The 26,702-nt window shown below is 70.7% G+C and carries 27 protein-coding genes; 17 read left to right on the forward strand and 10 right to left on the reverse strand.

Annotated elements, in window-relative coordinates; genetic code table 11:
• The first annotated feature begins 34 nt into the window (after window positions 1–34).
• The 5 genes from rsmA (at window position 35) to ABZ396_RS08660 (ending at window position 4,684) form a co-directional block, all read left to right on the forward strand.
• Window positions 35–964, forward strand: coding sequence for a 16S rRNA (adenine(1518)-N(6)/adenine(1519)-N(6))-dimethyltransferase RsmA (rsmA, locus tag ABZ396_RS08640; protein ID WP_358924735.1), 930 nt, complete (start codon window positions 35–37; stop codon window positions 962–964).
• Window positions 961–1,890, forward strand: a complete 930-nt coding sequence (locus tag ABZ396_RS08645; protein ID WP_358924737.1) for a 4-(cytidine 5'-diphospho)-2-C-methyl-D-erythritol kinase — start codon at window positions 961–963, stop codon at window positions 1,888–1,890. Before rsmA ends, ABZ396_RS08645 begins: the two co-directional genes overlap by 4 nt.
• Window positions 1,891–1,994: 104 nt before the next feature.
• On the forward strand, window positions 1,995–2,405 hold the full coding sequence (locus ABZ396_RS08650; protein ID WP_358924739.1) for a transposase: 411 nt from the start codon (window positions 1,995–1,997) through the stop codon (window positions 2,403–2,405).
• 20 nt (window positions 2,406–2,425) lie between these two features.
• Window positions 2,426–2,812, forward strand: a complete 387-nt coding sequence (locus ABZ396_RS08655) for a peptidoglycan recognition family protein (protein ID WP_358924790.1) — start codon at window positions 2,426–2,428, stop codon at window positions 2,810–2,812.
• A gap of 69 nt (window positions 2,813–2,881) precedes the next feature.
• Window positions 2,882–4,684, forward strand: coding sequence for an ABC-F family ATP-binding cassette domain-containing protein (locus ABZ396_RS08660; protein ID WP_358924741.1), 1,803 nt, complete (start codon window positions 2,882–2,884; stop codon window positions 4,682–4,684).
• 106 nt (window positions 4,685–4,790) lie between these two features.
• Here ABZ396_RS08660 and ABZ396_RS08665 read toward each other — a convergent pair whose 3' ends face one another.
• Window positions 4,791–5,174, reverse strand: a complete 384-nt coding sequence (locus ABZ396_RS08665; protein WP_358924743.1) for a hypothetical protein — start codon at window positions 5,172–5,174, stop codon at window positions 4,791–4,793.
• Window positions 5,175–5,277: 103 nt separating this feature from the next.
• Between ABZ396_RS08665 and ABZ396_RS08670 the strand changes: the two genes are divergently transcribed.
• From ABZ396_RS08670 to ABZ396_RS08685, 4 genes are all read left to right on the forward strand, one after another.
• A complete protein-coding gene (locus tag ABZ396_RS08670; protein ID WP_358924745.1) occupies window positions 5,278–5,757 on the forward strand; it encodes a MarR family winged helix-turn-helix transcriptional regulator in 480 nt (159 codons plus the stop codon).
• 282 nt (window positions 5,758–6,039) lie between these two features.
• Entirely contained in the window at window positions 6,040–7,875 is a 1,836-nt protein-coding gene (locus ABZ396_RS08675; RefSeq protein WP_358924747.1) for a PQQ-binding-like beta-propeller repeat protein, read from the forward strand.
• 208 nt (window positions 7,876–8,083) lie between these two features.
• Entirely contained in the window at window positions 8,084–9,844 is a 1,761-nt protein-coding gene (locus tag ABZ396_RS08680) for a PQQ-binding-like beta-propeller repeat protein (protein WP_358924749.1), read from the forward strand.
• A 291-nt stretch (window positions 9,845–10,135) separates the two neighbouring features.
• A complete protein-coding gene (locus ABZ396_RS08685) occupies window positions 10,136–10,825 on the forward strand; it encodes a LuxR C-terminal-related transcriptional regulator (protein WP_358924751.1) in 690 nt (229 codons plus the stop codon).
• Window positions 10,826–10,911: 86 nt separating this feature from the next.
• Here ABZ396_RS08685 and ABZ396_RS08690 read toward each other — a convergent pair whose 3' ends face one another.
• Entirely contained in the window at window positions 10,912–11,238 is a 327-nt protein-coding gene (locus ABZ396_RS08690) for a hypothetical protein (protein WP_358924753.1), read from the reverse strand.
• Window positions 11,239–11,265: 27 nt separating this feature from the next.
• Window positions 11,266–12,978, reverse strand: coding sequence for a sodium:solute symporter family protein (locus ABZ396_RS08695; RefSeq protein WP_358924792.1), 1,713 nt, complete (start codon window positions 12,976–12,978; stop codon window positions 11,266–11,268).
• A 113-nt stretch (window positions 12,979–13,091) separates the two neighbouring features.
• Here ABZ396_RS08695 and galT point away from each other — a divergent pair, with 113 nt between their 5' ends.
• The 3 genes from galT to galK are packed head-to-tail and all read left to right on the forward strand — an operon-like array spanning window position 13,092 to window position 16,269.
• A complete protein-coding gene (gene galT, locus ABZ396_RS08700) occupies window positions 13,092–14,150 on the forward strand; it encodes a galactose-1-phosphate uridylyltransferase (protein ID WP_358924755.1) in 1,059 nt (352 codons plus the stop codon).
• On the forward strand, window positions 14,150–15,112 hold the full coding sequence (gene galE, locus ABZ396_RS08705) for a UDP-glucose 4-epimerase GalE (RefSeq protein ID WP_358924756.1): 963 nt from the start codon (window positions 14,150–14,152) through the stop codon (window positions 15,110–15,112). The genes galT and galE overlap by 1 nt, the downstream gene beginning before the upstream one ends.
• Entirely contained in the window at window positions 15,112–16,269 is a 1,158-nt protein-coding gene (gene galK / locus ABZ396_RS08710; RefSeq protein WP_358924758.1) for a galactokinase, read from the forward strand. Before galE ends, galK begins: the two co-directional genes overlap by 1 nt.
• A 3-nt stretch (window positions 16,270–16,272) precedes the next feature.
• Here the strand turns inward: galK and ABZ396_RS08715 are convergent, their stop codons facing one another.
• Window positions 16,273–16,719 carry an N-acetyltransferase gene (locus ABZ396_RS08715; RefSeq protein ID WP_358924760.1) on the reverse strand — a complete coding sequence of 149 codons (447 nt, stop codon included), beginning with the start codon at window positions 16,717–16,719 and terminating at the stop codon, window positions 16,273–16,275.
• A 272-nt stretch (window positions 16,720–16,991) separates the two neighbouring features.
• Between ABZ396_RS08715 and ABZ396_RS08720 the strand changes: the two genes are divergently transcribed.
• Window positions 16,992–17,765 (forward strand): response regulator transcription factor, encoded by a 774-nt coding sequence (locus tag ABZ396_RS08720; RefSeq protein WP_358924761.1) that lies wholly within the window; start codon window positions 16,992–16,994, stop codon window positions 17,763–17,765.
• A gap of 50 nt (window positions 17,766–17,815) precedes the next feature.
• Here the strand turns inward: ABZ396_RS08720 and tamR are convergent, their stop codons facing one another.
• On the reverse strand, window positions 17,816–18,313 hold the full coding sequence (tamR, locus tag ABZ396_RS08725; protein ID WP_358924763.1) for a MarR family transcriptional regulator TamR: 498 nt from the start codon (window positions 18,311–18,313) through the stop codon (window positions 17,816–17,818).
• A gap of 89 nt (window positions 18,314–18,402) precedes the next feature.
• On the opposite strand from tamR, the gene ABZ396_RS08730 reads away from it, so the two are divergent.
• The 3 genes from ABZ396_RS08730 (at window position 18,403) to ABZ396_RS08740 (ending at window position 19,832) form a co-directional block, all read left to right on the forward strand.
• The gene (locus tag ABZ396_RS08730; RefSeq protein WP_358924765.1) at window positions 18,403–19,218 is read left to right on the forward strand and encodes a trans-aconitate 2-methyltransferase; all 816 of its coding nucleotides are present in this window, start codon (window positions 18,403–18,405) and stop codon (window positions 19,216–19,218) included.
• The gene (locus tag ABZ396_RS08735) at window positions 19,218–19,580 is read left to right on the forward strand and encodes a VOC family protein (RefSeq protein WP_358924767.1); all 363 of its coding nucleotides are present in this window, start codon (window positions 19,218–19,220) and stop codon (window positions 19,578–19,580) included. The genes ABZ396_RS08730 and ABZ396_RS08735 overlap by 1 nt, the downstream gene beginning before the upstream one ends.
• 78 nt (window positions 19,581–19,658) lie before the next feature.
• Window positions 19,659–19,832 carry a CsbD family protein gene (locus ABZ396_RS08740; RefSeq protein WP_358924769.1) on the forward strand — a complete coding sequence of 58 codons (174 nt, stop codon included), beginning with the start codon at window positions 19,659–19,661 and terminating at the stop codon, window positions 19,830–19,832.
• A gap of 64 nt (window positions 19,833–19,896) precedes the next feature.
• Here ABZ396_RS08740 and ABZ396_RS08745 read toward each other — a convergent pair whose 3' ends face one another.
• Together ABZ396_RS08745 and ABZ396_RS08750 are read right to left on the reverse strand one after the other, a co-directional pair.
• Window positions 19,897–20,571, reverse strand: coding sequence for a TetR/AcrR family transcriptional regulator (locus ABZ396_RS08745; protein WP_358924770.1), 675 nt, complete (start codon window positions 20,569–20,571; stop codon window positions 19,897–19,899).
• Window positions 20,568–21,578, reverse strand: a complete 1,011-nt coding sequence (locus ABZ396_RS08750) for a fatty acid desaturase (RefSeq protein ID WP_358924772.1) — start codon at window positions 21,576–21,578, stop codon at window positions 20,568–20,570. Before ABZ396_RS08750 ends, ABZ396_RS08745 begins: the two co-directional genes overlap by 4 nt.
• A gap of 308 nt (window positions 21,579–21,886) precedes the next feature.
• Here ABZ396_RS08750 and ppc point away from each other — a divergent pair, with 308 nt between their 5' ends.
• Entirely contained in the window at window positions 21,887–24,619 is a 2,733-nt protein-coding gene (gene ppc / locus ABZ396_RS08755) for a phosphoenolpyruvate carboxylase (protein ID WP_358924773.1), read from the forward strand.
• A 78-nt stretch (window positions 24,620–24,697) separates the two neighbouring features.
• Here the strand turns inward: ppc and ABZ396_RS08760 are convergent, their stop codons facing one another.
• From ABZ396_RS08760 to ABZ396_RS08770, 3 genes are all read right to left on the reverse strand, one after another.
• A complete protein-coding gene (locus ABZ396_RS08760) occupies window positions 24,698–25,207 on the reverse strand; it encodes a hypothetical protein (RefSeq protein ID WP_358924774.1) in 510 nt (169 codons plus the stop codon).
• A 42-nt stretch (window positions 25,208–25,249) separates the two neighbouring features.
• On the reverse strand, window positions 25,250–25,867 hold the full coding sequence (pth, locus tag ABZ396_RS08765; protein ID WP_358924775.1) for an aminoacyl-tRNA hydrolase: 618 nt from the start codon (window positions 25,865–25,867) through the stop codon (window positions 25,250–25,252).
• A gap of 74 nt (window positions 25,868–25,941) precedes the next feature.
• Window positions 25,942–26,541: a 50S ribosomal protein L25/general stress protein Ctc gene (locus ABZ396_RS08770; protein ID WP_358924776.1), complete on the reverse strand. Its 600-nt coding sequence runs from the start codon at window positions 26,539–26,541 to the stop codon at window positions 25,942–25,944.
• Window positions 26,542–26,702: the final 161 nt, after the last annotated feature.

The following is a 26,702-nucleotide window of genomic DNA, read 5'->3' on the forward strand; positions in this document are numbered from 1 at the left end:
CGGGAGGGATCCGGGCGGCCCGTACCCTAGTCCCGTGAGCAGCCCCATCCCCGACGCCCTCCTCGGCCCGGCCGACATCCGTGAACTCGCGGCGGCGCTCGGTGTACGCCCCACCAAGCAGCGCGGCCAGAACTTCGTGATCGACGCCAACACGGTCCGCCGTATCGTCCGCACCGCCGAGGTCCGCCCGGACGACGTCGTCGTCGAGGTCGGCCCGGGGCTCGGATCCCTCACCCTCGCGCTCCTTGAGGCCGCCGACCGGGTCACCGCCGTCGAGATCGACGACGTCCTGGCGGGCGCGCTGCCCGCCACGGTCACGGCGCGCATGCCGGCGCGCGCGGACCGGTTCGCGCTGGTCCACTCCGACGCGATGCACGTCACCGAACTGCCCGGGCCCCCGCCCACCGCGCTCGTCGCGAATCTCCCCTACAACGTCGCCGTCCCCGTCCTCCTCCATATGCTCGACACCTTCCCGAGCATCGAACGGACGCTGGTGATGGTGCAGTCCGAGGTCGCCGACCGGCTCGCCGCCCCGCCCGGCTCGAAGGTGTACGGCGTGCCGTCCGTCAAGGCCAACTGGTACGCCGAGGTGAAGCGCGCCGGCGCCATCGGGCGCAACGTCTTCTGGCCCGCGCCGAACGTCGACAGCGGGCTCGTCTCCCTCGTCCGGCGCGCGGAGCCGCTGAAGACGACCGCGTCGAAGAGCGCGGTCTTCGCGGTCGTCGACGCGGCGTTCGCGCAGCGGCGCAAGACCCTGCGGGCGGCGCTCGCCGGATGGGCCGGGTCCGCGGCTGCCGCCGAGGCGGCCCTCGTCGCCGCCGGGGTCTCGCCGCAGGCGCGCGGTGAGTCGCTGACGGTGGAGGAGTTCGCACGGATCGCCGAGGCCGCGTCCCCGCGCGGGACACAGCAGCAGACGGCGGCTGTGCGGCGGGCCGCATCCCCGACAGAGGAGTCCGGAAAGTGAGCGTCACGGTACGCGTTCCCGCCAAAGTCAACGTCCAGCTCGCGGTGGGCGCCGCCCGCCCCGACGGGTTCCACGACCTCGCCAACGTCTTCCTCGCCGTCGGTCTGTACGACGAGGTCACCGTCACGCCCGCGGACGAGCTGAGCGTCACCTGCGAGGGCCCGGACGCCGACCAGGTGCCGCTGGACCGCACCAACCTCGCCGCGCGCGCCGCGCTCGCGCTCGCCGAGCGCCGGGGCATCGACCCTGCCGTACACATCCACATCACCAAGGACATCCCGGTCGCCGGCGGCATGGCCGGGGGGAGCGCGGACGGGGCGGGTGCGCTGCTCGCCTGCAACGAGCTCTGGCGCGCGGGCGCCTCGCGCGCCGAACTCCTCGCCATCTGCGCCGACCTGGGCAGCGACGTGCCCTTCAGCCTGGCCGGCGGTGCCGCCCTCGGCACCGGGCGCGGCGAACGGCTCACCGCCCTGGAAGTCGGCGGCACATTCCACTGGGTGTTCGCTATGGCCGGGCGCGGGCTGTCCACCCCGTCCGTCTTCGGCGAGTTCGACCGGCTCGCCGAGGGCCTCGACATCCCCGAGCCCATCGCCTCCCGCGCCCTCCTCGACGCGCTCGCCAAGGGCGACCCGGACGCACTCGCCGCCGCCGTCTCCAACGACCTCCAGCCCGCCGCGCTCTCCCTCTTCCCGGAACTCGCGGACACGCTCGACGCGGGACGCGCGGCCGGCGCCCTCGCCGCGCTGGTCTCCGGCTCCGGACCCACGACGGCGTTCCTGGTCCGCGACACCGCGTCGGCGGAGAAGGTGTCCGAGGCGCTCCTCGCCTCCGGCACCTGCCGCACGGTGCGCACGGCGACGGCACCAGCGCCGGGGGCACGGGTGCAGCGCCCCGCGGACACGCCGACCGACTCACGCCTCGCGTAAACCGCTTGCACCGCGCTCCCGACCCTCGCCCTTTCACGCAGAGTGCCGGGTCGGGGTCCCTCAGGGCCGGGGTGAATCGGTTCGAGAAGCTGAGCATCAAGAACATGACCCGTTCCGCGAAGGGAACGGTGGAGCAGCCCGGCAGGAACGTCCGTCAGAAGGCCGGGCTCAACCGGGGCATCCTCGCCCAGGGCTGGGGCCTGCTGCGCCGGCGTACCGAGGACAAGGCCCCCGGTCGGGTCGAGGATGTTCCCGCGCCCTATACGAGTCTGCGGTGCTCCGCCTGCGGGTGGATCGAGAAGAAGTCGCGCAAGAGCCAAGCCGACTTCGTCTGTGTGTCCTGCGGGTTCACCTGCAACACGGATGAGAACGCAAGCATCAACGTCGCGGCAGGACAGGGCGGGATCCCCCGCCCCCGGCGCACAGTCGGTGCCGGAGGGGTGACAACGGCCACCGGCCGTTCGAGCGCCCGTGAACCTCAACCCACCTGGGTTGGAATTTCCCTCTGCAATTAACAGGGGGAGGATGTCAATTCCTGATCGACGAGGCCGGCAACGTCTACGAGGGCCGCTACTCCGGCGACGACGGCATCCCCGCCTTCGACACGGCCGGCGACATGGTCACCGCCTTCCACACCTCCGGCTACAACTCCGGCAACCTCGGTATCGCCCTCATCGGCACCCTCGTCGACCAGGGCCCCACCGACGCGGCCAAGACCTCCCTGACCCGGCTGATCAAGGTGGTCGCCCGGTTCAAGGGCCTCGACGCGCAGGCGAAGGTCACCTTCGTCAACCCGGTCAACGGCGTCACCAAGGACGTCACCAGCGTCTCCGGCCACCGCGACTGGCTGCAGACCGACTGCCCGGGCCAGACGATGTACGACCTCCTCGACGAGGTACGCGCGCAGGCGGGCGGAAAGTAGCTCCCGGCAAGGCGGCCTCCCGGCGCGCATTACGCTGGGAGGCTGACCGTCCCCCTGCGCAGGAGTGAAATGGCCGTCAACCTGGTCAATGTCGAGAACGTCAGCAAGGTCTACGGCACCCGTGCCCTGCTGGACGGCGTCTCGCTCGGCGTGTCGGAGGGCGACCGCATCGGCGTGGTCGGCCGCAACGGCGACGGCAAGACCACCCTCATCCGGATGCTCGCCAAGCTGGAGGAGGCCGACACCGGGCGCGTCACGCACTCCGGCGGACTGCGCCTCGGAGTCCTCACCCAGCACGACTCCCTCGACCCGGCCGCCACCGTCCGGCACGAGGTCATCGGCGACATGGCCGACCACGAGTGGGCGGGCAACGCGAAGGTCAGGGACGTCCTCACCGGCCTCTTCGGCGGCCTGGACCTGCCCGGGTTCCCCAAGGGCCTGGACACCGTCATCGGACCGCTGTCCGGCGGTGAGCGCCGCCGTATCGCGCTCGCCAAGCTGCTCATCGAGGAGCAGGACCTGCTCGTCCTCGACGAGCCCACCAACCACCTCGACGTCGAGGGCATCGCCTGGCTCGCCCGGCATCTGCGGGAGCGCCGCTCCGCGCTGGTGTGCGTCACCCACGACCGCTGGTTCCTCGACCAGGTCTGCACCCGCATGTGGGACGTGCAGCGCGGCGCCGTCTACGAGTACGAGGGCGGCTACACCGACTACGTCTTCGCCCGCGCGGAACGCGAGCGGATCGCGGCCACCGAGGAGACCAAGCGGCAGAACCTCGTCCGCAAGGAACTGGCCTGGCTGCGGCGCGGGGCGCCCGCGCGGACGTCCAAGCCGCGCTTCCGGGTCGAGGCCGCCAACGAGCTGATCGCCGACGTGCCGCCGCCGCGCGACACCAGCGAGCTGATGAAGTTCGCTTCCTCGCGGCTCGGCAAGACCGTCTTCGACCTGGAGGACGTGACCGTCCAGGCCGGTCCCAAGGTGCTGCTCAAGCACGTCACCTGGCAGCTCGGGCCCGGCGACCGTATCGGCCTGGTCGGTGTCAACGGCGCCGGCAAGACCTCGCTGCTGCGCGCCATGGCCGAGGCCGCGCGCACCGAGGGCGAGGCGCAGCCGGCGGGTGGCCGGGTCGCCGTCGGCAGGACCGTCAAGCTCGCCTACCTCTCCCAGGAGGTCGCCGAACTCGACCCGGACCTGCGGGTCCTGGAGGCCGTCCAGCGGGTGCGCGAGCGCGTCGATCTCGGCAAGGGGCGCGAGATGACCGCCGGGCAGCTGTGCGAGACGTTCGGCTTCAACAAGGAGAAGCAGTGGACGCCGGTCGGCGACCTCTCCGGCGGTGAGCGCCGCCGACTCCAGCTCCTCCGGCTGCTCATGGACGAGCCCAACGTCCTCTTCCTCGACGAGCCCACCAACGACCTCGACATCGAGACCCTCACCCAGTTGGAGGACGTCCTCGACGGCTGGCCCGGTTCGATGATCGTCATCTCCCACGACCGGTTCTTCGTGGAGCGCACCACGGACCGCGTCTTCGCCCTCCTCGGCGACGCCACCCTGCGGATGCTGCCGCGCGGTATCGACGAGTACCTGGAGCGGCGGCAGCGCATGGAGGAGGCGGCCGCCGCCACCGCCGTGGCCCCCAAGGCCCCCACGGCCGAGCGGAGCGCCGCCGACCAGCGCGCGGCCAAGAAGGAGCTCCAGAAGATCGAACGTCAGCTGGACCGCCTCTCCGAGAAGGAGACCAAGCTGCACGACCAGATCGCCGCGAACGCCACGGACTTCGCCAAGGTGGCCGAACTCGACGCCCAGCTACGCGACTTGGCCGGGGAGCGCGAGGAACTGGAGATGCGCTGGCTGGAGCTGGCGGAGGACGCGTAGCGAGGCGCGCACCGGGGTGGCGTGCGCCGTGATGAAGGGGCGCGCGGACGGGGCGTGCGCGCGGTGGACGGGGGTGCCCCCTCTCAACGGGCGCGTGGACCCCGGTTCAGGCGACCCGGCCGCCCATGCCCGATCGTCCCTCGGGTACGGACAGCAGGCCGACCGCCGTCTGCTCGCGGACCTGCTCGCCGAGGACGCCGGCCACGGCGTCGGTGATCGCCGCGATCAGGCGCGCGGGTGCGTCCGGCACCTGCGGATGCCGGTAGGCCGCCTCGCGCAGGGTGAGCGTGATGTTCGGGGCGATACGGTCGGTCACGACCCCGCCCGTGCCGTGCCGGTGCGCGGGGATGCCGATGAGGTCGACCGAGACAAGCGGGGCGAACGGCTCGCCGTAGACGGAGCCGACCGCGTCCGTGAGGCCGCGGATCAGGCCCTCCTCGGCTTTCCCGTCGAGGGCCGTCTCGCTGATGTGCACGGTGAAGTGGGGCATGGTGGAATCTCCGTTCGTGCCCGCGACTTCGGGCAGGTCGGTTCCTAGTACCTTTGACAGCAAAACACCTTTGCCATCAAAGGTAAATGCTGAGGGGTGCGTGATGGCCGGTTCCGCGCGGCACGAGGCCGGGGCGGATGATGTGGACGCCGCGGTGCGCGAGTTGCTGTTGCTCATGCCCCGGATGGTGAGCCGGGTGAAGCGCATCCCCGTTCCCGAGGCGCTGGAGTCGCTTTCGCTGGCGCCCCGTCATCTCTCCTTGCTGGCCTGTCTGCTGCTCGACGGACCCATGACCGTCAACGAACTGGCCGCGCGTCTGGAAGTGGCGCCCACCACGGTCAGCCTGATGGTGGGGGAACTGAGCGGGAAGGGCGTCCTGGACCGTCGTGAGGACGCCTCCGACCGGCGGCGCCGGATCGTGGCCATCGTTCCCGACCAGCACGAGGCGATCGCAGGCTGGCTGGCCCCCGGCGCCGCCGCCTGGCGCCGTGTGCTCACCCCGCTGACTCCGGCGCAGAGGGGCCTGTTCGTCGAGATCCTGCGCGCGTACGAGGCGGCGGTGGCGGAGGAACGCGAGCACTGAGGGCCGCCCCACACGCCCCCGTCCACCCGCACCCCGCCCACCGCACCCTGCCCACCGCACCCCCGCGCACAACCCCCTTGCGTGCGCCCCGTGAAGGGCCCGTGGAGGCCCGTAACGGCGGCATCACGGGGCGGTTCTCCCTTGGGAACAGCGGCAGATGTGGGCCCGTGGCCTGTCGGTGCCGAATGATAGAAAGGTCCGTCTGAGAGCAGTCTGAGAACGCCCTGAGCCCGTGACGGGTCTCGGGGTGGCTAAAAATCAGTGAACGGGGGAAGAGCGCTGATGACTCAGCCGCCGAACCAGCCGCCGCAGGGCGGCTTCGGAGCACCACAGGACCAGCCACAGCCGGGCGGTGGCTTCGGCGCCCCACAACAGCCGGCAGCGCAGGGAGGTTTCGGCGCGCCCCAGGGCACGCCCCCTGGCGCTCCTGGCGCCCCCGGCATGCCTCCGCGCCCCGCCCAGCCGCCCCATCAGCCCCCGCCGCCCCAACCTCCGCAGCCGGGCTACGGCTATCCGCAGCAGCCCGGCCCCTACGCCCAGCCGGCCGGCCCGTACGCCGCCGCGGGTCCGTACGGGTATCCGCAGCAGCCCCAGGCCCCGCAGCCCGGTTACGGCTACGGCTATCAGCAGCAGCCGCCGCAGTACCCGGGCGCACCCGGCGTCACTCCGCCGCCCGGCGGCGGGGGCGGCGGGCCGTTCAAGGGGAAGCCCGCGCTGATCACCGCGGCGGCCGTGGCGGGGCTGCTGGTCGTCGGGGGCACCGTGTACGCCGTGACCAGCGGCGGGGACGACGGCAAGAAGCCGGTCGCCCAGCAGTCCGACGACCCCAAGGCCTCCGGCACCGGCGCCCCGGCCAACCCGGGTGACGGCAGCGGCGACGGCGGTGCCGACCCGGAGAACCTCAACCAGGGCCGCAAGTCCGGCGAGGCCAAGGTGCTCTGGTACAAGTCGGCGCCCGACGCCCCCGCGTCCGGCGCCGACGCGCCCGGCATGTGGATCACCGGGAAGACGGCGGTGAAGGCGGCGTACAAGCAGGTCTTCGCCTACGACGTCGGCAACGGCGACCCGGCCTGGGACCCGATCACCTTCCCGCAGAAGATCTGCGCGGTCACCCCGGACCGGTCGGGCGACGGCAAGGTCGTCGTGGCGTACATGAACGGCACCAGCGACCGGGCCAAGTGCAACCAGTTGCAGGAGGTCGATCTCGACACGGGCCGCAAGGGCTGGACCGCGACCGTCGCCGACGGCGGCCTGTTCGACAGCGCGATCAGCATCGAGCTGACGATCAGCGGAAAGACGCTGGTGGTTGGCCGTTCCCAGTCGGGTACGGCGTACGACCTAGGCAGCGGCGACAAGCTGTACGACAAGAAGAAGTACGGCGCGTCCTGCTTCCCGACGGCGTTCGCGGGCGGCACGAACCGGCTGATCGAGGTGGCCTCCTGCGGTGTCGGCGGCGGCAACGAGCACGACGAGATCTCGGAACTCGACCCGGCCACCGGTAACGTCAGGTGGACCCAGCCGGTCAAGAAGGGCTGGTCGGTCAAGCGGACCTACTCCGTCGACCCGCTCGTGGTCTATCTGACCAACGAGGAGAAGAAGGCCTGGAACATCTCGATCCTGGACGCCAAGGGCACGTTCCGTTCCGAGGTGAAGGTCGACGAGAAGTTCGCCCCCGAGTGCGGCTGGGCGATCCTCGCCCGTGACCTCCAGGGCTGCCAGGGCGTCGCCGTCGACGCGGACACCCTCTACCTGCCGACGGACACCAACGGCGGCACCAACGAGATCGTGGCGATCAACCTCGCCGACGGCAAGGCGAAGTGGCGTACGAAGTCCCCGACGGACGAGTCGATGTACCCGGTCAAGGCCGAGGGCGGCAAACTCGTCGCGTACGTACGGCCGTCGTACGACAAGGGCGGCCAGGTCGTGTCGATCCCGACCACCGGCTCCGCCCACCCCACCACCAGGGTGCTGCAGAACCCGCAGCACACCGCCGACATCGAGGGCGGCTTCTACGACGGCGCGGTCGACTGGGTCGACGGGCGCTTCTACCTCTCCTCCACACGGCTGTCCGGCAGCGACGACGCGAAGGAGAAGCTGATGATGGCCTTCGGCAACTGAGCGGGACCCGCACCGCGCCGCCCAGCCGTCTCCCGCCCGGCCGCCCAGCCGTCTCCCGCCCGGCCGCCAGCAGTCTCACGCCCGGCCGCCAGCAGTCTCACGCGCCGAACCGGAACCCAGCCGCTCATGCGCCGAACCGGAACCCAGCCGCTCATGCGCCGAACCGGAACCCAGCCGCTCACGCGCCGTCCCCCAGAGGTACCCCGTCATGACCCAGCCGCCTCCGCCTCCGCCACCGCCCAACCAGCCCCCGAACCAGCCCGGTCTCGGCGCCCCCGCCGGCCCGCCGCAGCCGCCAGGACCCCCGGCCCCGCAGCCGGGTTACGGCTACCCGCGGCAGCCCCCGGCCGCGCAGCCCGGTTACGGCTACCCGCACCAGCCACCCCAGCCCGGCTACGGCTATCCCGCCCAGCCCCCGGCCCCGGCCGCGAACCCGTACACCCAGCAGCCCCCCGCCGCCGCCAACCCCTACGCCCAGCAACCCGGTTACGGCTACCCGGGCGGCCAGCCGGGCCCGCCAGGCGGTCCCGCTTCCAGCCCCGGCCCCGCCCCCGGCAGGAACAACTCCACGCTGCTCATCATCGTCGCCGCGGTCGTCGCGATCGCGCTGATCGTCGGCGGTGGCATCTGGTACGCCAAGTCCTCCGGCTCCGACGGCAAGAAGGACGACACCGCAGGCTCCAGCGCCGGCGGCAGCGGCGGCAAGGGCAGCGAGAAGGTGCCCGCGGACCCGACCTCCAGGGTTCTCTTCCAGGTCCCGCTGCCCCCGACGAACGACACGACGGTCACCGCCGGTTCCTGGCTCACCGAGAAGGTGTACGCGAAGACCGGCGTCGCCCGGATCGTCGGCTACGACCCCGGCTCGGGCGCCAAGCTGTGGACGGTCCCGTTGCCCGGCCCGGTCTGCTACGCCACCGGGCAGGTCAACGCGGACGGCAGGACGGCGGTCGTCTTCCAGCCGAGAATGCCGCCCAAGGGCTCCACGGCGGGCTGCACCCAGGTCGCCGCGATCGACCTGACCGCCGGTAAAAAACTGTGGACGCAGACGGTCAAGTCCGGTGACGTACCGGTCAACTTCAACAATGTGACGGTCGCCCAGCAGACGGTCGCGGTCGGCGGCACCAGCGGTGGCGCCGCCTTCGACCTCGCCTCCGGCAAGGTCCGCTGGCGGCCGAAGCCCACCGACACCTGCTACGACGCCGGTTACGGCGGCGGCGCCAAGCTGGTCGCGGTCCGCAGGTGCGGCAGCGGCGGCACCGCTCAGCTGCACATCCAGACCATCGACCCGGTCTCCGGCAAGGTGGTCTCCGAGTACGAGATGACCTCGGGCATCGACTACGCCAGCGTCGTGTCGACCGACCCGCTGGTGGTGGCCGCCGACGTCAACGACAGCGCGGGCGACGGCAGCGGCTTCTCGGACGTCTTCTCCATCGACAACAAAACCGGGCGGCTGCGCACCCGTATCTCCACGCCGGGCAGCTCGTACGCGGCCCGCTGCGACGGCATCTACGAGCTGGAGAAGTGCCGGGGAGTGGTGGTCGGCAACGACCGGCTGTACCTGGCGACCGAGGAGCACGACGGTAGCGGGGACCACACGAAGACCAACGAGATCGTCGCCTTCGACCTGGCCACCGGCAAGCAGACCGGCCAGCGTGCCGACGCCGGCGACGGTTACACGATCACACCGCTGCGCATGGACGGTCCGGATGTGCTCGCGTACAAGAACCCGCCGTACGACAAGGGCGGTCAGGTCGTCAGTGTCGACGGCGGCTCGTTCGAGGAGACCAGGCTGCTGGAGAACCCGGTGACCGCGGCGGTGAAGGCCGTGGAGACCAGTATGTCGCCGGAGTACGCGGAGGTCCGCTACTCCCAGGGGCGCCTGTATCTGTCCGCTGTGTACGCCCACGCCGCGAGTTCCTCGTCGTCGGGCAAGGAGTACCTGGTCACCGCGTTCGGTGCGGGCGGCTGACGGTTCGTCAAGCGCAGGCGCCGGTATCACCCGGCTCGCAGTCCGGTCCCGTCCCTGGTCAGGGGCGGGACCGGGCGCGTACCGCACCACACCCGCTCTTCACCTGCGAATACGAGAAAAGCCAGAGATTCCTCCGATCCGGGGCACTTCTCATCAGTAGGGGCAGCGCAACGTCGAACAAGCGTGTAGCTTCCGGGGGCATGAAGGACGAGGTGCCGGGGGGCCCTCTGTCCACGCGGACCAGTGGGCATCCATAGTGGGGCATCCATTGGGGGGACTGGGGGTTGCTCTATGGGAGTGCGGCTCATGGTGGTCGACGACCACCGGCTGCTCGCCGAGGCGCTGGCCTCGGCGCTGAAACTGCGTGGCCACCGGGTGCTGGCGGCGGCCGCGCCGGCGGCGGGCGCGGCGGAGCTGGTGATCACCCGCGCGCCCGAGGTGTGCCTGCTGGGTACGGCAGCCCCCGCCGAGCCGGGGATCTTCGACCCGGTGGTGAAGATCAAGCGGGAGCGCCCGCAGGTCGCCGTCGTGGTGCTGGGCCCGGTGCCGTCCCCGCGGGGCATCGCGGCGGCCTTCGCCGCGGGCGCCTGCGGGTACGTTCGGCACGACGAGCGGATAGAGGGCGTCGAGCGGGCGATCATGAAGGCGCGGGCCGGGGAGGCGGCCGTGGCCCCGGCCCTGCTGCAGGGCGCGTTCGGTGAACTGCTCAACCCCGCCGCCCAGCCCGACGACGAGGGCCAGCGCCTCCTCCAGATGCTCACCCCTAGGGAGGTGGAGGTCCTGGTCCGGGTGGCGGACGGCGAGGACACCCGCCTGATCGCGGCGGGCATGGGCATCGCCCCGAGCACGGCGCGCACCCATGTGCAGAGGGTGCTGATGAAACTGGGGGTGGGGTCGAGGCTGGAGGCGGCGGCGCTGGCTGCCCGCACGGGCCTGCTGGACAGGGCGGGACCACTCAGCGGCGGCCGCGAAACCCCCTGAGGGGCGCGGGGCTGTGTCGGTCCGCGGCTGTCGCCGCGTGTGCGCGCTCAGCCCCCACGCCCCCGCAGCGGAAACACAACCAGCGGTTACTCCTCGGCCTCCTCCACGGGAGGTACCGGCGGCGGCGTGGGCCGCAGCCACAACCACACCAGGAAGAACACCCCCAGCAACAACATCCCGATCCCCGTCCACAGGTTGATGTTGATCCCCTGTGCCTTGTCGATCTCGGCCTGGGAGTCCGTGATCCCGGTGATCGTGATGATGATCCCGTACAGGACGAACAGGCCGCCGATGATGCGCCGCAGATCGAAGATGCGGGCGGCGGTCGTGGACTTGCTCTCCAGCTCGGTGACTTCCCGGTGGACGTCCTGCTCGGAGTAGTGGAACCCGGACTGCCCGGAGTTGTCGGTCATGGTGTCTCCATTCTCCCGGGACCGGGGTCAGAACGAGAACGGGATGTAGCAGAGGGCGGCGAGGACCACCGCACCCCAGCCCAGCAGCGCGGGCCGCCGGTACCAGGCCTCGTCGCCGGGCGCGGGTGCCTCGGTCATACCGGGGGAGCGGGTGCCGTAGACGAGGCCGGCGAGTTCCGCCTCCGGCTTGGGCGCGGTGAACAGAGACACGATCACCATCACCACCGCGCCGGCGACGAAGCCGGCGAGCGCGGAGACGAAGTTGGCGCCCTGGTCGGAGGGGATGCTGATGATGTCCTTCTTGTAGAGGACGAAGTAGTTGACCATGGCGGTCACCGTCCCCGCGAGGAGCCCCCAGAAGCCGGATTTCGCCGAGGCGCGCTTCCAGAACATACCGACGATGAAGACGACGAACATCGGCACGTTGAAGAAGGAGAACAGCGTCTGGAGGTAGCTCATGATGTTCGAGAACGACGACGCCAGGAACGCCGTACCGACGGAGGCGCACACGCCGATCGCCGTGATGAGGCGTCCGAAGCGCACGTAGTAGGCGTCCTCGCGGCCGCGCACCACGTACTTCGCCCAGATGTCCGTCGTGAAGACGGTGTTGAAGGACGACACATTGGCGGCCATGCCTGCCATGAACGCGGCGAGCAGACCGGTGACCGCGATGCCGAGGACGCCGTTGGGCAGCAACTGGGACATCAGGTACGGGATCGCGTCGTTGTACTGGAGGTCGGATCCGGAGGTGCCGATGTTCGGCACCAGCGCGGCGGCGACCAGGCCCGGGATCATCACCAGGAAGACGATGAAGATCTTCGGATAGGCGGCGATGAGCGGGGTGCGCTGGGCGGCGGAGAGGTTCTTCGCCGACAGGGCGCGCTGGACCTCGGCGAAGTTCGTCGTCCAGTAGCCGAAGGAGAGGACGAAGCCGAGGCCGAGGACGATGGTCAGCCAGTTGGCGCCGAGCGGGTTGACGGAGCCGATGCCGGTGCCGCCCCAGGCGGTGGTGAAGTTGTGGCCGTGGGTGGCGGTGAGCTTGTCGACCAGGCCGTTCCAGCCGCCGACCTTCTTCAGGCCGAGCACGGACAGCGGGATGAGGGCGGCCAGGATCACAAAGAACTGGAGCACCTCGTTGTAGATGGCCGAGGAGAGGCCGCCGAGGGTGATGTACGCCAGCACGAACGCGCCCGCCACCACGATCGCCACCCACTGCGGCCAGCCCAGCAGCGCCTCCACGACGATCGCGAGGGCGTACAGGTTGACACCCGCGATGAGGATGGCGGCGAAGGCGAACAGGATCGAACTCAGCAGGTGTGCGCCTCTGTCGAAGCGCAGCAGCAGCATCTCGGGGACCGAGCGGACCTTGCTGCCGTAGTAGAAGGGCATCATCACCAGGCCGAGGAAGACCATGGCCGGGATGGCGCCGATCCAGTACCAGTGGACGGTGTACGCGCCGTACTGGGCGCTGTTGGCGGCCATGCCGAGGATCTCGGTGGCGGCCAGGTTCGCCGAGATGAACGCGAGCCCGGTGATCCAGGCGGGCAGCGAGCGTCCGGAGAGGAAGAAGTCGAGGCTCGTCTTCACCGAGCGGCGGGCGGCGAAGCCGATGCCCAGGACGACGACGAAGTAGATCGCGAGGATCGCGTAGTCGAGGCCGTTGGTGGGCAGCCGCAGCCCCTGCGCGAGGTATGTGGGGGATGCGGGAGCATAAGAGGGGTTTTGGACCCAGTAATTCAACACTTTCGTTGTCTCACCTTGATTGATTGTGATGTTGACTGACGTGGTGAGTTGTGTTTTGGTGTGTTCGGTTCTGTTGGATGGTTGGCTGACTCGATCAACGGGAGTCCGCAGTGAAGAAGACCTCGACCCGGCTGGCCGACGGTCGTGAGCTCATCTACTACGACCTGCGCGACGACACCGTGCGGGACGCGGTGGACCGCCGGCCGCTGGGGCGGACGCACACCACCTCCGAGATCCGCCGTGACCCGCTGCTCGGCGACCAGGTGGCCATCGCCTCGCACCGGCAGGGCCGCACCTACCACCCGCCGGCCGACCAGTGCCCGCTGTGCCCGACCACGGGCGACCGGCTGAGCGAGATCCCGGACTCGTCGTACGACGTGGTGGTCTTCGAGAATCGCTTCCCTTCGCTGGCCGGCGACTCCGGGCGCTGTGAGGTGGTCTGCTTCACCTCGGACCACGACGCGTCCTTCGCCTCCCTCACCGAGGAACAGGCCCGCCTGGTCCTCGACGCGTGGACCGACCGGACCTCGGAACTGTCCCATCTCCCCTCCGTCCAGCAGGTGTTCTGCTTCGAGAACCGCGGCGAGGAGATCGGCGTGACGCTCGGGCACCCGCACGGCCAGATCTACGCCTACCCCTTCACCACCCCGCGCACCGCCCTGATGCTGCGTTCACTTGCAACTCATAAGGAAGCGACCGGCGGAGAGAACCTCTTCGGCGCCGTCCTGGAGCGTGAGCTCGCCGACGAGCGGGTCGTCCTTGAGGGTGAACACTGGGTCGCCTTCGTGCCGTACGCGGCGCACTGGCCCTACGAGGTCCACCTGTACCCGAAGCGCCGCGTCCCCGACCTGCTCGGTCTCGACGAGGCGGCCCGCTCGGAGTTCCCCCAGGTCTATCTGGAACTCTTGAGGCGCTTCGACCGTATCTTCGGCGAGGGGGAACCTCCCACGCCCTACATCGCCGCCTGGCACCAGGCGCCGTTCGGGACGCTGGAGGAGTTCGACGGTGTCACGCGCGACGACTTCGCGCTCCACCTCGAGCTTTTCACCATCCGCCGAACGTCCGGCAAGCTGAAGTTTCTCGCGGGTTCCGAGTCCGGCATGAGTGTGTTCATCAACGACGTGCCGCCGGAGCGCGCGGCCGAGCGACTGCGAGAGGTAGCGAGTTGATGAAGTACCTGGTGACGGGCGGGGCGGGATACATCGGCAGTGTGGTGGCCCAGCACCTGCTGGAGGCGGGCCACGAGGTCACCGTCCTCGACAACCTCTCCACGGGCTTCCGTGAGGCCGTCCCGGCGGGCGCGGCCTTCGTCGAGGGCGACATCCGCGACGCCGCGAAGTGGCTCGACGCCTCCTACGAGGCGGTGCTGCACTTCGCCGCGTTCTCCCAGGTCGGCGAGTCGGTCGTGAAGCCCGAGAAGTACTGGGACAACAACGTCGGCGGCACCATGGCGCTGCTCGCCGCGATGCGCGAGGCCGGCGTGCGCAAGCTCGTGTTCTCCTCCACGGCGGCCACCTACGGCGAGCCGGAGCAGGTCCCGATCCTCGAGACCGCCCCGACGAAGCCCACCAGCCCGTACGGCGCCACCAAGCTCGCCGTCGACCACATGATCACCGGCGAGGCCGCCGCCCACGGCCTGGGCGCGGTCTCCCTGCGCTACTTCAACGTGGCCGGCGCCTACGGCGCGCAGGGCGAGCGCCACGCCCCCGAGTCGCACCTGATCCCGCTGGTCCTCCAGGTCGCCCAGGGCCGCCGCGAGGCCATCTCCGTCTTCGGCGACGACTACCCGACGCCCGACGGCACCTGCGTCCGCGACTACATCCACGTCGCCGACCTGGCCGACGCCCATCTGCTGGCCCTGACCGCCGCGCGGCCCGGCGAGCACCTGATCTGCAACCTGGGCAACGGCGAGGGGTTCTCGGTCCGCGAGGTCATCGAGACCGTCCGGCAGGTCACCGGCCACCCGATCCCCGAGGTCGTGGCCCCGCGCCGGGGCGGCGACCCGGCCGTCCTGGTCGCCTCGGCGGCCACCGCCCGCGAGAAGCTGGGCTGGAACCCGACCCGCGCGGACCTCGCGGGGATCGTCGCGGACGCCTGGGAGTTCGCACAGCACATCGCAAGGGAGCAGTAGTGGGGGCAGCACAGCAGGTCAGAGACGCCTTCGAGGAGCTGTACGGCACGGCTCCCGACGGCGTCTGGGCGGCGCCGGGCCGGGTCAACCTGATCGGTGAGCACACCGACTACAACGACGGCTTCGTGATGCCGTTCGCGCTGCCGCACCAGACGACGGCCGCGGTGTCCCGCCGCACCGACGGCGTGCTGCGCCTGCACTCCTCGGACATCGAGGGCGGGGTCGTCGAGCTCTCCGTCGACGCCCTGGAACCCGGCACCGACCGCGAGTGGACGGCGTACCCGGCGGGCGTGGTCTGGGCGCTGCGCGAGGCCGGGCACCCGGTCACCGGCGCCGACGTGCACCTGTCCTCCACGGTCCCCACGGGCGCCGGCCTTTCCTCCTCCGCGGCCCTGGAGGTGGTGATCGCCCTCGCCCTCAACGACCTCCACGGACTCGGCCTCGCGCGCTGGCAGCTGGCCCGCCTGTGCCAGCGCGCGGAGAACGTCTACGTCGGGGCGCCCACCGGCATCATGGACCAGACGGCGTCCGCGTGCTGCGAGGCGGGGCACGCCCTGTTCCTGGACACCCGCGACCTCTCGCAGAAGCAGATCCCCTTCGACCTCGCGGCCGAGGGCATGCGCCTGCTGGTCGTCGACACCCAGGTCAAGCACGCCCACAGCGGCGGCGAGTACGGCAAGCGCCGCGCCGGCTGCGAGAAGGGCGCGGCCCTGCTGGGCGTGGACGCGCTGCGGGACATCGCCTACGAGGAGCTCGACGCGGCACTGGACCGCCTGGGCGACGAGGAGGAGGTGCGCCGCCTGGTCCGCCACGTGGTCACCGAGGACCACCGCGTCGAACGCGTCGTCGCCCTTCTGAAGGCCGGCGACACCCGCGCCATCGGCCCGGTCCTCACCGAGGGCCACGCCTCGCTGCGCGACGACTTCCGCATCTCCTGCCCGGAGCTGGACCTGGTCGTCGACACCGCCCTCGCCACCGGCGCCCTGGGCGCCCGGATGACCGGCGGCGGCTTCGGCGGCTCGGCGATCGTCCTCGCGGAGGCGTCCGACGTCGACACGATCACCAAGGCCGTCGAAGAGGCCTTCGCGGCGGCCGGTTTCACCGCGCCCCGGACGTTCGAGGCGGTGCCGTCGGCGGGAGCCCGCCAAGAGGGCTGAGGCTCAGCCCAGCCGCTTCGTCAGTGTGTACTCCGTGATCCCCGGCGGATAGTCGGGGATCACGCACACCACCTCGTAACCCTGCTTCCGGTAGAACTCCGGCGCCTGGAAGTCCCAGGTCTCCAGACGGGCTGCTGTGCAGGCGCGGTCCTTGCCGGCGATGCGCTCCGCCGCGGACAGCAGCCGGCCGCCCAGGCCCGCGCCGCGATGGCGGGCGTCCACCCACAGGTAGGTGACGTGCAGCCAGGCAGCCCAGGTGTGCCCCACCAGGCCGCCCGCCAGTTCGCCCGAACCGCCGTCCATCGCCCAGACGTGCAGCGGTACTTGGCGTTCGCCGGGGGTGCCGCGCAGGGCCGCGAGGACGGGGGAGGCCGCCATGTTGGTGTCCCGCAGCCGCACGTGGAGCAGTTCACGCCGTTCCTTGTCGACTTCCGCCTCAATACGAAACATGCGGCACACCATAAACGCGTAGGACGAGCAGTTCTGCAAATTGCCTTCCGCTGCCGCCCCCCTTCCGTACCCTGATGAGCAGCACCGGTGGGGGCCGGTGCTGCTCAGGGGGCGAGACAAGTCGGGTACGACACCCGCGGTGGGGGTAGCAGTTCAGGCACGGCGGCGGCCGTGCGGTTCCGTCCTCCCCGGGGTGCCGTGCCCGCGTGATCCGTCGTTCTGAGCACCTTGGGGTATCCCCTGCTCGTGAAGAGCCTGGGGAAGGGGGTTTCGTGGTTCGTATCCGAGTTCTGGTCGTCGATGACCACCGTATCTTCGCCGAGTCGCTCGCCGCCGCACTGGCCGCCGAGCCCGACGTCGACGTGTCCGCGGCCGGCAGTGGTCCGGCGGCGCTGCGCTGCCTGGACCGCGCGGTCGCCGAGGGCCGCCGCTACGACGTGCTGCTCGTCGATGCCGACCTGGGCGGCCAACTGCCCGGCGGCCGCCCGGCCGTACCGGTGCGGGAGGGCAACGAGGAGGGTCTGGTCGACGGGATATCCCTGGTCGCCGGGGTCCGTTCGGCCCAGCCCGCCGTCCGTGTCGTCGTCCTCGCCGAGAAGGACGACCCGCGGCGCGCGGCTCTGGCTTTGCAGGCCGGCGCCTGCGGCTGGGTCGCCAAGGACTGCTCGCTGTCCCGGCTGCTGAACGTCATCCGGGGGGTGCTGCGCGACGAGACCCATCTGCAGCCCGCCCTGCTGACCGGGGTCCTGCGGGAGCTGACGGCAGCGCGCAAGCACCGCACCGAGAGCGAACGGCTGGTGGAGTCCCTCACGCCGAGGGAGCGGGAAGTGCTCCGGTGCATGGTGGCGGGCCTGGGGCGCAAGGCGGTCGCCGAGCGCCTGTTCCTGTCCCCGCACACCGTCCGCACCCATATGCAGAACGTGCTCGGCAAGCTCGGCGTCCACTCCACCCTTGCCGCCGTAGCGCTCGCCCGCCGGGCCGGGGTCGGGCCGGTGGACCTGGGGGCCGCCGGGCGGATCCTGCCGGAGGAAAGCAGCAGTGCCTGACCGACGCCGGTGAGCCCGCGTCCCCGGCAGGGTCCGCCCCGGCAGGACGCTCAGCCGGGGATGTTGTCGAACGGGGCGGTCAACTGGCGCAGCAGGCCGGCCAGTTCGACGCGCTGGGCGCGGGAGAGTTCGGCGAGGATGGCCCGTTCCTGGTCGAGGAGTCCGGCCAGGGCCTGGTCCGCGCGGTCCTGGCCCTCATGGGTCAGCCGCACCAGCACACCCCGCCGGTCGCTCGGGTCCGGCAGCCGCTCCACCAGGCCCTTCTTGGCCAGCCGGTCGATCCGGTTGGTCATCGTCCCCGAGGTGACCAGGGTCTGGGTCAGCAGCTGGCCGGGGGAGAGCTGGTACGGCGTCCCCGCGCGCCGGAGCGCGGTCAGCACGTCGAACTCCCAGGGCTCCAGGCTGTGCTCCGCGAAGGCCAGCCGACGCGCCCGGTCCAGGTGCCGGGCCAGCCGGCTCACCCGGCTGAGCACCTCGAGCGGCTCCACGTCGAGGTCCGGGCGCTCCCGGCGCCAGGCAGCCACCAGCCGATCGACCTCGTCCTCCATGGCGATCAGTGTAGTGGTTCTGTCGACATGAAGTCTCTTGATGTCGAGCTTCTTGACATCGAGATATCGAGGCGGGGAAGGTGGAGAACATGACGACTCCCGCCTGGGACCCCGCCCAGTACCTCCGTCACGCCGGCCACCGCGCCCGCCCCTTCACCGACCTGCTCGCACGGATCCCCGCACTCCGCGGGGAGCCCCCGGCCGTCGCCGACCTCGGCTGCGGACCCGGCAACATGACCGCGCTGCTCGCCGAACGCTGGCCCACCGCGCACATCACCGGCTACGACAACTCGCCCGAGATGCTCGACAAGGCGCTCGTGGAGTACGGGGGGCCCACGGCCGGCGGTGGCCGCCTGGACTTCGCCCACGCCGACGTCCGCACCTGGGCGCCCGAGCGGCCGTACGACCTGATCGTCAGCAATGCCACGCTCCAGTGGGTCCCCGGGCACGCCGGGCGCTTCGCCGACTGGATCGCCGCCCTCGCCCCCGGCGGCACCTTCGCCTTCCAGGTCCCCGGCAACTTCACCGCCCCCAGCCACCGGCTGATGCGCACCCTCGCCCACTCCGCCCGCTGGCGGGACCGCCTCGCCGGGACCCTCCGCCACGACGACGCCGTCCACACGCCCGAGGCCTACCTGGAGCGGCTGACCGGACTCGGCTGTGCCGCCGACGTCTGGGAGACGACGTACATCCATCTGCTGACCGGTGAGGACCCGGTCCTCGACTGGGTGAAGGGCACCGGACTGCGCCCCGTCCTCACCGCCCTCGCCGACGATCCCGACGCCCGCGACGCCTTCCTCGCCGAATACCGGGCCGCACTGCGCGAGGCGTACCCGGCCGGCCCGCACGGCACCCCGTTCCCGTTCCGGCGCGTCTTCGCCGTCGCCCGCAAGGAGGAAGGCTGATGCTCGCCGCCCTCGACCACGTGCAGCTCGCCGCCCCGCCCGGCTCCGAGGACCGGCTGCGGGCGTTCTACGCGGACACCCTCGGCATGACGGAGATCCCCAAACCGCCCGCGCTCGCGGCACGCGGCGGCTGCTGGTTCCAGGCGGGCGAGGTGCGGCTGCACCTGGGGACCGAGGAGGCCTTCCGGCCGGCGAAGAAGGCCCACCCGGGCCTGCGGGTGACGGGCATCGAGGCGTACGCGGCCCGGCTCACCGCCCACGGCACGCCCGTCACCTGGGACCAGGACCTCCCCGGCCACCGCCGCTTCTACTGCGAGGACCCCGTCGGCAACCGCCTGGAGTTCCTGGAACCGCTGCGCTGAGCCGCCGTTTGCGCCGGCCCGGTCACGGTTACCCGGTGGGGCAGCAACCGACTACGAACCCGTCAGGAGTGATCGACGGTGGCACGAGAGCAGAAGGCCAAGGCCAAGAAGGAACAGATCAAGGGCAAAGCCAAGCAGGTCGGCGGGCGCGCGGTACGCGATGTGCCGATGGAGGCGGAAGGACGCCTCGAACAGTCCAAGGGCGACGCCCGCCAGGCGAAGGAGAAGGCCAAGGACATCTTCAAGCACTGATGACATCTTCAGTACTGGAGGCATCTTCAGTATCTGGGAGCAGTTCAAGCACCGACGGGCGCTCTCACGCCTTGCGGTGCCCTATCAGCCGCGGCTTCTGCTCCAGGCCGTCCAGGCCGTGCCAGGCCAGGTTGACCAGGTGCGCGGCGACCTCCGCCTTCTTCGGGCGGCGCACGTCCAGCCACCACTGGCCGGTCAGCGCGACCATGCCGACCAGCGCCTGTGCGTACAGCGGCGCCAGCTTCGGGTCGAAGCCGCGGCTCTTGAACTCGCGGCCCAGGATGTCCTCCACCTGGGTGGCGATGTCCGAGATGAGGGACGCGAAGGAACCCGTGGACTGCGGGATGGGGGAGTCACGGACCAGGATCCGGAACCCGTCCGTGTACTCCTCGATGTAGTCGAGCAGGGCGAACGCGGCCTGCTCGCACAGCTCTCGCGGATGGCCCGCCGTCAGGGAGCTGGTCACCATGTCCAGCAGGCGCCGCATCTCGCGGTCGACCACCACCGCGTACAGCCCCTCCTTGCCGCCGAAGTGCTCGTACACCACCGGTTTGGAGACCCCGGCCTTCGCCGCGATCTCCTCCACCGAGGTGCCCTCGAAACCCTTCGCCGCGAAGAGGGTGCGACCGATCTCCAACAGCTGCTGGCGGCGCTCCGCACCGGTCATACGGGTGCGACGTGCCCGCCGCGGCTTGTCGGGACTGGGAGTGCTGGAGTCGGTCGCCACGGCGTCAATCATGCCGCCTCGACGGTCTCCGCCCCTCGCTGGGAGCCGTCTTCCCCGCTGTTACGGCGCGAATCGATACGCGAGCGTGACGGCCACCGCACGTCGTACGCCCAGCCCAGCTGCTCGCACCAGCGGATGATCCGCGCCGACGAGTCCAGCTGGCCCCGCTCCACCCCGTGCCGCGCCGAGGTGGGGTCGGCGTGGTGCAGGTTGTGCCAGGACTCGCCGCAGGACAGGATCGCCAGCCACCACACGTTGCCCGACCTGTCCCGCGACCTGAACGGCCGCTTGCCCACCGCGTGGCAGATCGAGTTGATCGACCAGGTCACGTGGTGCAGCAGCGCGACCCGGACGAGTGAACCCCAGAACAACGCGGTGAACGCACCCCACCAGGACATCGTCACCAGACCGCCGATCAGCGGCGGCAGCGCCAGCGACAGCACCGTCCAGTAGACGAACTGCCGGGAGATCGTCCTGATCGCCGGGTCCTTGATCAGATCCGGCGCGTACTTGTCCTGCGGAGTCTGCTCCTCGTCGAACAGCCAGCCGATGTGCGCCCACCACAGGCCCTTCATCAGCGCCGGCATGGTCTCGCCGAACCGCCACGGCGAGTGCGGGTCGCCCTCCGCGTCGGAGAACTTGTGGTGCTTGCGGTGGTCGGCCACCCAGCGCACCAGGGGCCCCTCCACCGCCATCGAACCCGCGATCGCCAGCGCGATCCTGAGCGGCCGCTTCGCCTTGAACGAGCCATGGGTGAAGTAACGGTGGAAACCGATCGTCACGCCGTGGCAGCCCAGGTAGTAGAAGAACACCATCAGGCCCAGGTCGAGCCAGCTCACGCCCCAGCCCCATGCCAGCGGCACCGCCGCCAGCAGCGCGAGGAACGGCACGACGATGAACAGCAGCAGGGCGATCTGCTCGATCGACCCCTTCTTCTCGCCGCCCAGCGTGGCGGACGGAATCGCTGCGTCGGCCGGCTGGTGGGCGTCTTCGATCACATCGGAACTAGACGAGGTCATGCGCGTCCCCTGGGGGGTCGAGGGTTGAGACAGGTGCCGTTCCGCGGCGACCGCACGGGACGATAAGGGTTCTTCCCTACGGTTCCGTAACCTACGGCGACGTAAGTATGGCAGCGAGACGTCCCGCGGCAAGAGCCCGAGAGCCTGCGCGTCCTCATGGCCACCTATCCTTGGAGTCGGTCGGACAGCGCGGTCCGCTCTGTTTCCTTCCCGGATGTCCGGCCCGTATGCGGACAGGCCCCGCCTGCCGCCCGGCCGATGGACGGGTCCCCTCCAGACGAGCTTCAACACTGCAAGGAGCCGCACCTGTGAGCAGTGCCGACGACCAGACCACCACGACCAGCAGTGAGCTGCGTGCCGACATCCGCCGGCTGGGTGACCTTCTCGGTGAGACCCTCGTCCGGCAGGAGGGCCCCGAGCTGCTGGAACTCGTCGAGAGGGTCCGCCGCCTCACCCGCGAGGACGGCGAGGCCGCCGCCGAACTGCTGCGCGGCACCGAACTGGAGACCGCCGCCAAGCTGGTCCGGGCCTTCTCCACCTACTTCCACCTCGCCAACATCACCGAGCAGGTCCACCGCGGCCGGGAGCTGCGCGCCCGCCGCGCCGCCGAGGGCGGCCTCCTCGCCCGCACCGCGGACCGGCTCAAGGACGCCGACCCCGACCACCTGCGCCAGACCGTCCAGAACCTCAACGTCCGCCCGGTGTTCACGGCGCACCCCACCGAGGCGGCGCGCCGCTCGGTCCTGAACAAGCTCCGGCGTATCGCCGCGCTCCTGGACACCCCCGTCATCGAGTCCGACCGGCGGCGCCACGACATCCGGCTCGCCGAGAACATCGACCTGGTCTGGCAGACCGACGAGCTCCGGGTGGTGCGCCCGGAGCCGGCCGACGAGGCCCGCAACGCCATCTACTACCTGGACGAGCTGCACGCCGAGGCGGTGGGTGACGTCCTGGAGGACCTGACGGCGGAGCTGGAGCGGGTCGGGGTGAAGCTCCCCGACGACACCCGGCCCCTGACCTTCGGCACCTGGATCGGCGGCGACCGCGACGGAAACCCCAATGTCACCCCCCAGGTGACCTGGGACGTGCTCATCCTCCAGCACGAGCACGGCATCAACGACGCCCTGGAGACGATCGACGAACTCCGCGGCTTCCTCTCCAACTCCATCCGCTACACGGGTGCGACGGAGGAACTGCTGGAATCCCTTCGCGCCGATCTGGAACGGCTCCCGGAGATCAGCCCCCGCTACAAGCGCCTGAACGCCGAGGAGCCCTACCGACTCAAGGCCACCTGCATCCGGCAGAAGCTGGTCAACACCAAGCGGCGCCTCGCCACCGGCACCCCGCACCAGCCCGGCCGTGACTACCTCGGCACCGCCGAACTCCTCAGCGACCTGCGGCTGATCCAGGCCTCCCTGCGCGAGCACCGCGGCGGCCTGTTCGCCGACGGCCGTCTGGCCCGTACGATCCGCACCCTGGCCGCGTTCGGCCTCCAGCTCGCCACCATGGACGTCCGCGAGCACGCCGACGCCCATCACCACGCCCTCGGCCAGCTCTTCGACCGCCTCGGCGAGGAGTCCTGGCGCTACGCCGACATGCCCCGCGAGTACCGAGCCAAGCTCCTCGCCAGGGAACTCCGCTCCCGCAGGCCGCTCGCGCCCACCCCGGCGCCCGTCGACGCGGCCGGGGAGAAGACCCTCGGTGTCTTCCAGACGGTGAAGAAGGCTCTGGAGATCTTCGGGCCCGAGGTCGTCGAGTCGTACATCATCTCCATGTGCCAGGGCGCCGATGACGTCTTCGCCGCCGCGGTCCTCGCCCGCGAGGCCGGGCTGGTCGATCTGCACGCCGGCTGGGCGAAGATCGGCATCGTCCCGCTCCTGGAGACCACCGACGAGCTCAAGGCCGCCGACACCATCCTGGAGGACATGCTCTCCGACCCCTCCTACCGGCGCCTGGTCGCGCTGCGCGGAGACGTCCAGGAGGTCATGCTCGGCTACTCCGACTCCTCCAAGTTCGGCGGCATCACCACCAGCCAGTGGGAGATCCACCGCGCCCAGCGCCGGCTGCGCGACGTCGCCCACCGCTACGGCGTACGCCTGCGCCTCTTCCACGGCCGCGGCGGCACCGTCGGCCGCGGCGGCGGCCCCTCCCACGACGCCATCCTCGCCCAGCCCTGGGGCACCCTGGAAGGCGAGATCAAGGTCACCGAACAGGGCGAGGTCATCTCCGACAAGTACCTCATCCCCTCCCTCGCCCGCGAGAACCTGGAACTCACGGTCGCCGCGACCCTGCAGGCCTCCGCGCTGCACACCGCGCCCCGCCAGTCCGGGGAGGCCCTGGCCCGCTGGGACGCGGCGATGGACGTGGTCTCCGACGCCGCCCACTCCGCCTACCGGCGCCTGGTCGAGGACCCCGACCTGCCCGCCTACTTCTTCGCCTCCACCCCGGTGGACCAGCTCGCCGACCTGCACCTGGGTTCACGTCCCTCCCGGCGCCCGGACTCCGGCGCAGGCCTGGACGGCCTGCGCGCCATCCCCTGGGTGTTCGGCTGGACCCAGTCCCGGCAGATCGTCCCCGGCTGGTTCGGCGTCGGCTCCGGGCTGAAGGCCCTGCGCGAGGCCGGTCTGGACACCGTGCTGGACGAGATGCACCAGCAGTGGCACTTCTTCCGCAACTTCATCTCCAACGTCGAGATGACCCTGGCCAAGACCGACCTGCGGATCGCCCAGCACTACGTCGACACCCTCGTCCCCGACGAGCTCAAGCACGTCTTCGACACCATCCGCGCCGAGCACGAACTGACCGTCGCCGAGGTGCTGCGTGTGACGGGTGAGAGCGAACTGCTGGACGCCACCCCGGTGCTCAAGCAGACCTTCGGTATCCGCGACGCCTACCTGGACCCGATCTCCTACCTCCAGGTCACCCTGCTCAAGCGCCAGCGCGACGCGGCCGCCGCGGGCGCCGAACCCGACCCGCTCCTTGCCCGCGCCCTGCTCCTGACCGTCAACGGCGTGGCGGCCGGCCTGCGCAACACCGGCTGACCGTCACCACCGCACACGGCGGTGCCCCCGGGGTCGTACACCCCGGGGGCACAGCCATATGCGCTCACCCATATGCGCTCACTGCAACGCCAAGAAGGCCGCCGTCAGCAGCGCGACCCCCGAACCGCCCAGCAACCACGCCACCCGCGTCAGCCGGAGCCCCCCGGCCACCACCACCGACGCCAGCAGCAGCGCGCCGCCCAGCGGCACCCAGGCCAGCAGGACCCCGGCCGGACCGGACCGGACCACGGCATCGGTGCCGGGCCTCACGATCACGTCGTACGACCGGCCCTTGCGCACCGCGACCGACTTGTCGATGACCACACGGGAGCGCGCAGACGCACCGGACGAGACCGGGGTGAACGCTCCCGTGCAGGTGTCCGCACCGCACGCGGTCACCTCGACCGTGCCCCGCTCCTTGCCCTTCGTCAGCATCACGTGCTGCGCCGTGCCCCAGGAGCCCCACACTCCGGCGACCAGGATCAGCACGGCGACCGCGCCCATCGACACGACCCGGCCGAACCGCAGCGCGGCATCCGGAGGCGTACGGGAGGAGGTGACCGAGGCAGCAGGCATGGCCGGGATCATTGGCCATGTCCCCACGGCCGGTCAACTGCCGTGTGGGACAAGTCAGGAGTTGTACGTGCTTTGCGCCCGCTCCAGCCCCTCGGTGACCAGCGCCTCCACGGCGTCGGCGGCCCGGTCCACGAAGTAGTCCAGTTCCTTGCGCTCGGCGGAGGAGAAGTCCTTCAACACGAAGTCCGCGACCTGCATACGGCCCGGAGGACGCCCGATCCCGAACCGCACCCGGTGGTAGTCGGCGCCCATGGCCTTCGTCATCGACTTCAGCCCGTTGTGGCCGTTGTCGCCGCCGCCGAGCTTGAGACGCAGGACGCCGTAGTCGATGTCCAGTTCGTCGTGGATCGCGACGATGTTCGCCACCGGCACCTTGTAGAAGTCGCGCAGCGCGTTCACCGGGCCCCCGGACAGGTTCATGAACGACATCGGCTTGGCCAGGATCACCCGCCGGCTCGCCGGACCCGGCGCCCCGATCCGCCCCTCCACGACCTGCGCCTGCGCCTTGCCGGCCCGCTTGAACTTCCCCCCGATCCGCCCGGCGAGCAGCTCCACGACCATGAAACCGACGTTGTGCCGGTTCATCGCGTACTCCGGTCCGGGGTTGCCGAGGCCGACGATCAGCCAGGGGGCGTTGGCAGGGGAGGCGCCTGCGGGGGTCGTCACGTCCATGTCTCCTTGATACGCGCCAGCCGCCGCTCCCGGGAGGAAGCAGCGGCTGACGAACGATGAAACGAAGGTGAGGATCAGGCCTCGGCGACTTCGTCGGCCGCCTCGCCCTCTTCACCCTCCGCGGCCTCCTCGGCCTGCGCGGCCAGGACCTGCAGGACGACCGTGTCGTCCTCGACGGCCAGGGTCGTGCCGGACGGCAGGGGGATGTCCTTGGCGAGGATGGAGGCGCCGGCCTCCAGGCCCTCCACGGAGACGGTGACGGACTCGGGGATGTGGGTGGCCTCGGCCTCGACCGGCAGCGCGTTCAGCACGTGCTCCAGCAGGTTGCCGCCCGGGGCCAGCTCGCCCTCGGTGTGCACCGGGATCTCGACCGTGACCTTCTCGCCGCGCGTGACCAGCAGCAGGTCGACGTGCTCCAGGAAGCCCTTGATCGGGTCGCGCACCACGGACTTCGGGATCGCCAGCTCGTTGGACTTGCCGTCGATGTCCAGGGAGATCAGGACGTTCGGCGTGCGCAGCGCCAGCAGCAGCTCGTGGCCCGGCAGGGTCAGGTGGATCGGGTCCGAACCGTGGCCGTACAGGACACCGGGGACCTTGCTCTCGCGACGGATACGGCGCGCGGCACCCTTGCCGAACTCGGTGCGCGACTGCGCGGCGATCTTCACCTCGGACATGGTGATCACTCCTCGTAGAGGTAGATACGGACGTGGTCACCCGGCCACGAACGGCCTGCTACGAAGAGCGCGTCGATAACGGAGCGCCGGCACCTGCACTGGACAGGCACGGCCTCCCTCGCCGAGCAACTTGAGCAGTCTACTCGGAGGGGGAGGCCGCA

This window comes from Streptomyces sp. NPDC005866 (assembly GCF_040629895.1).
Lineage (GTDB): Bacteria > Actinomycetota > Actinomycetes > Streptomycetales > Streptomycetaceae > Streptomyces.

What these genes read in the sequence shown, in the direction of transcription:
- ABZ396_RS08670 (WP_358924745.1), top strand. Translation starts at nt 5,278, where the DNA reads ATGGCCGGTTCCGCGCGGCACGAGGCCGGGGCGGATGATGTGGACGCC.
- ABZ396_RS08685 (WP_358924751.1), top strand. Translation starts at nt 10,136, where the DNA reads ATGGGAGTGCGGCTCATGGTGGTCGACGACCACCGGCTGCTCGCCGAG.
- ABZ396_RS08650 (WP_358924739.1), top strand. Translation starts at nt 1,995, where the DNA reads ATGACCCGTTCCGCGAAGGGAACGGTGGAGCAGCCCGGCAGGAACGTC.
- ABZ396_RS08770 (WP_358924776.1), bottom strand. Translation starts at nt 26,541, where the DNA reads ATGTCCGAGGTGAAGATCGCCGCGCAGTCGCGCACCGAGTTCGGCAAG.
- ABZ396_RS08760 (WP_358924774.1), bottom strand. Translation starts at nt 25,207, where the DNA reads ATGATCCCGGCCATGCCTGCTGCCTCGGTCACCTCCTCCCGTACGCCT.
- ABZ396_RS08675 (WP_358924747.1), top strand. Translation starts at nt 6,040, where the DNA reads ATGACTCAGCCGCCGAACCAGCCGCCGCAGGGCGGCTTCGGAGCACCA.
- galE (WP_358924756.1), top strand. Translation starts at nt 14,150, where the DNA reads ATGAAGTACCTGGTGACGGGCGGGGCGGGATACATCGGCAGTGTGGTG.
- ABZ396_RS08680 (WP_358924749.1), top strand. Translation starts at nt 8,084, where the DNA reads ATGACCCAGCCGCCTCCGCCTCCGCCACCGCCCAACCAGCCCCCGAAC.
- ABZ396_RS08665 (WP_358924743.1), bottom strand. Translation starts at nt 5,174, where the DNA reads ATGCCCCACTTCACCGTGCACATCAGCGAGACGGCCCTCGACGGGAAA.
- pth (WP_358924775.1), bottom strand. Translation starts at nt 25,867, where the DNA reads ATGGACGTGACGACCCCCGCAGGCGCCTCCCCTGCCAACGCCCCCTGG.
- ABZ396_RS08690 (WP_358924753.1), bottom strand. Translation starts at nt 11,238, where the DNA reads ATGACCGACAACTCCGGGCAGTCCGGGTTCCACTACTCCGAGCAGGAC.
- ABZ396_RS08730 (WP_358924765.1), top strand. Translation starts at nt 18,403, where the DNA reads ATGACGACTCCCGCCTGGGACCCCGCCCAGTACCTCCGTCACGCCGGC.
- ABZ396_RS08660 (WP_358924741.1), top strand. Translation starts at nt 2,882, where the DNA reads ATGGCCGTCAACCTGGTCAATGTCGAGAACGTCAGCAAGGTCTACGGC.
- ABZ396_RS08715 (WP_358924760.1), bottom strand. Translation starts at nt 16,719, where the DNA reads ATGTTTCGTATTGAGGCGGAAGTCGACAAGGAACGGCGTGAACTGCTC.
- ABZ396_RS08750 (WP_358924772.1), bottom strand. Translation starts at nt 21,578, where the DNA reads ATGACCTCGTCTAGTTCCGATGTGATCGAAGACGCCCACCAGCCGGCC.
- ABZ396_RS08745 (WP_358924770.1), bottom strand. Translation starts at nt 20,571, where the DNA reads ATGATTGACGCCGTGGCGACCGACTCCAGCACTCCCAGTCCCGACAAG.
- ABZ396_RS08735 (WP_358924767.1), top strand. Translation starts at nt 19,218, where the DNA reads ATGCTCGCCGCCCTCGACCACGTGCAGCTCGCCGCCCCGCCCGGCTCC.
- tamR (WP_358924763.1), bottom strand. Translation starts at nt 18,313, where the DNA reads ATGGAGGACGAGGTCGATCGGCTGGTGGCTGCCTGGCGCCGGGAGCGC.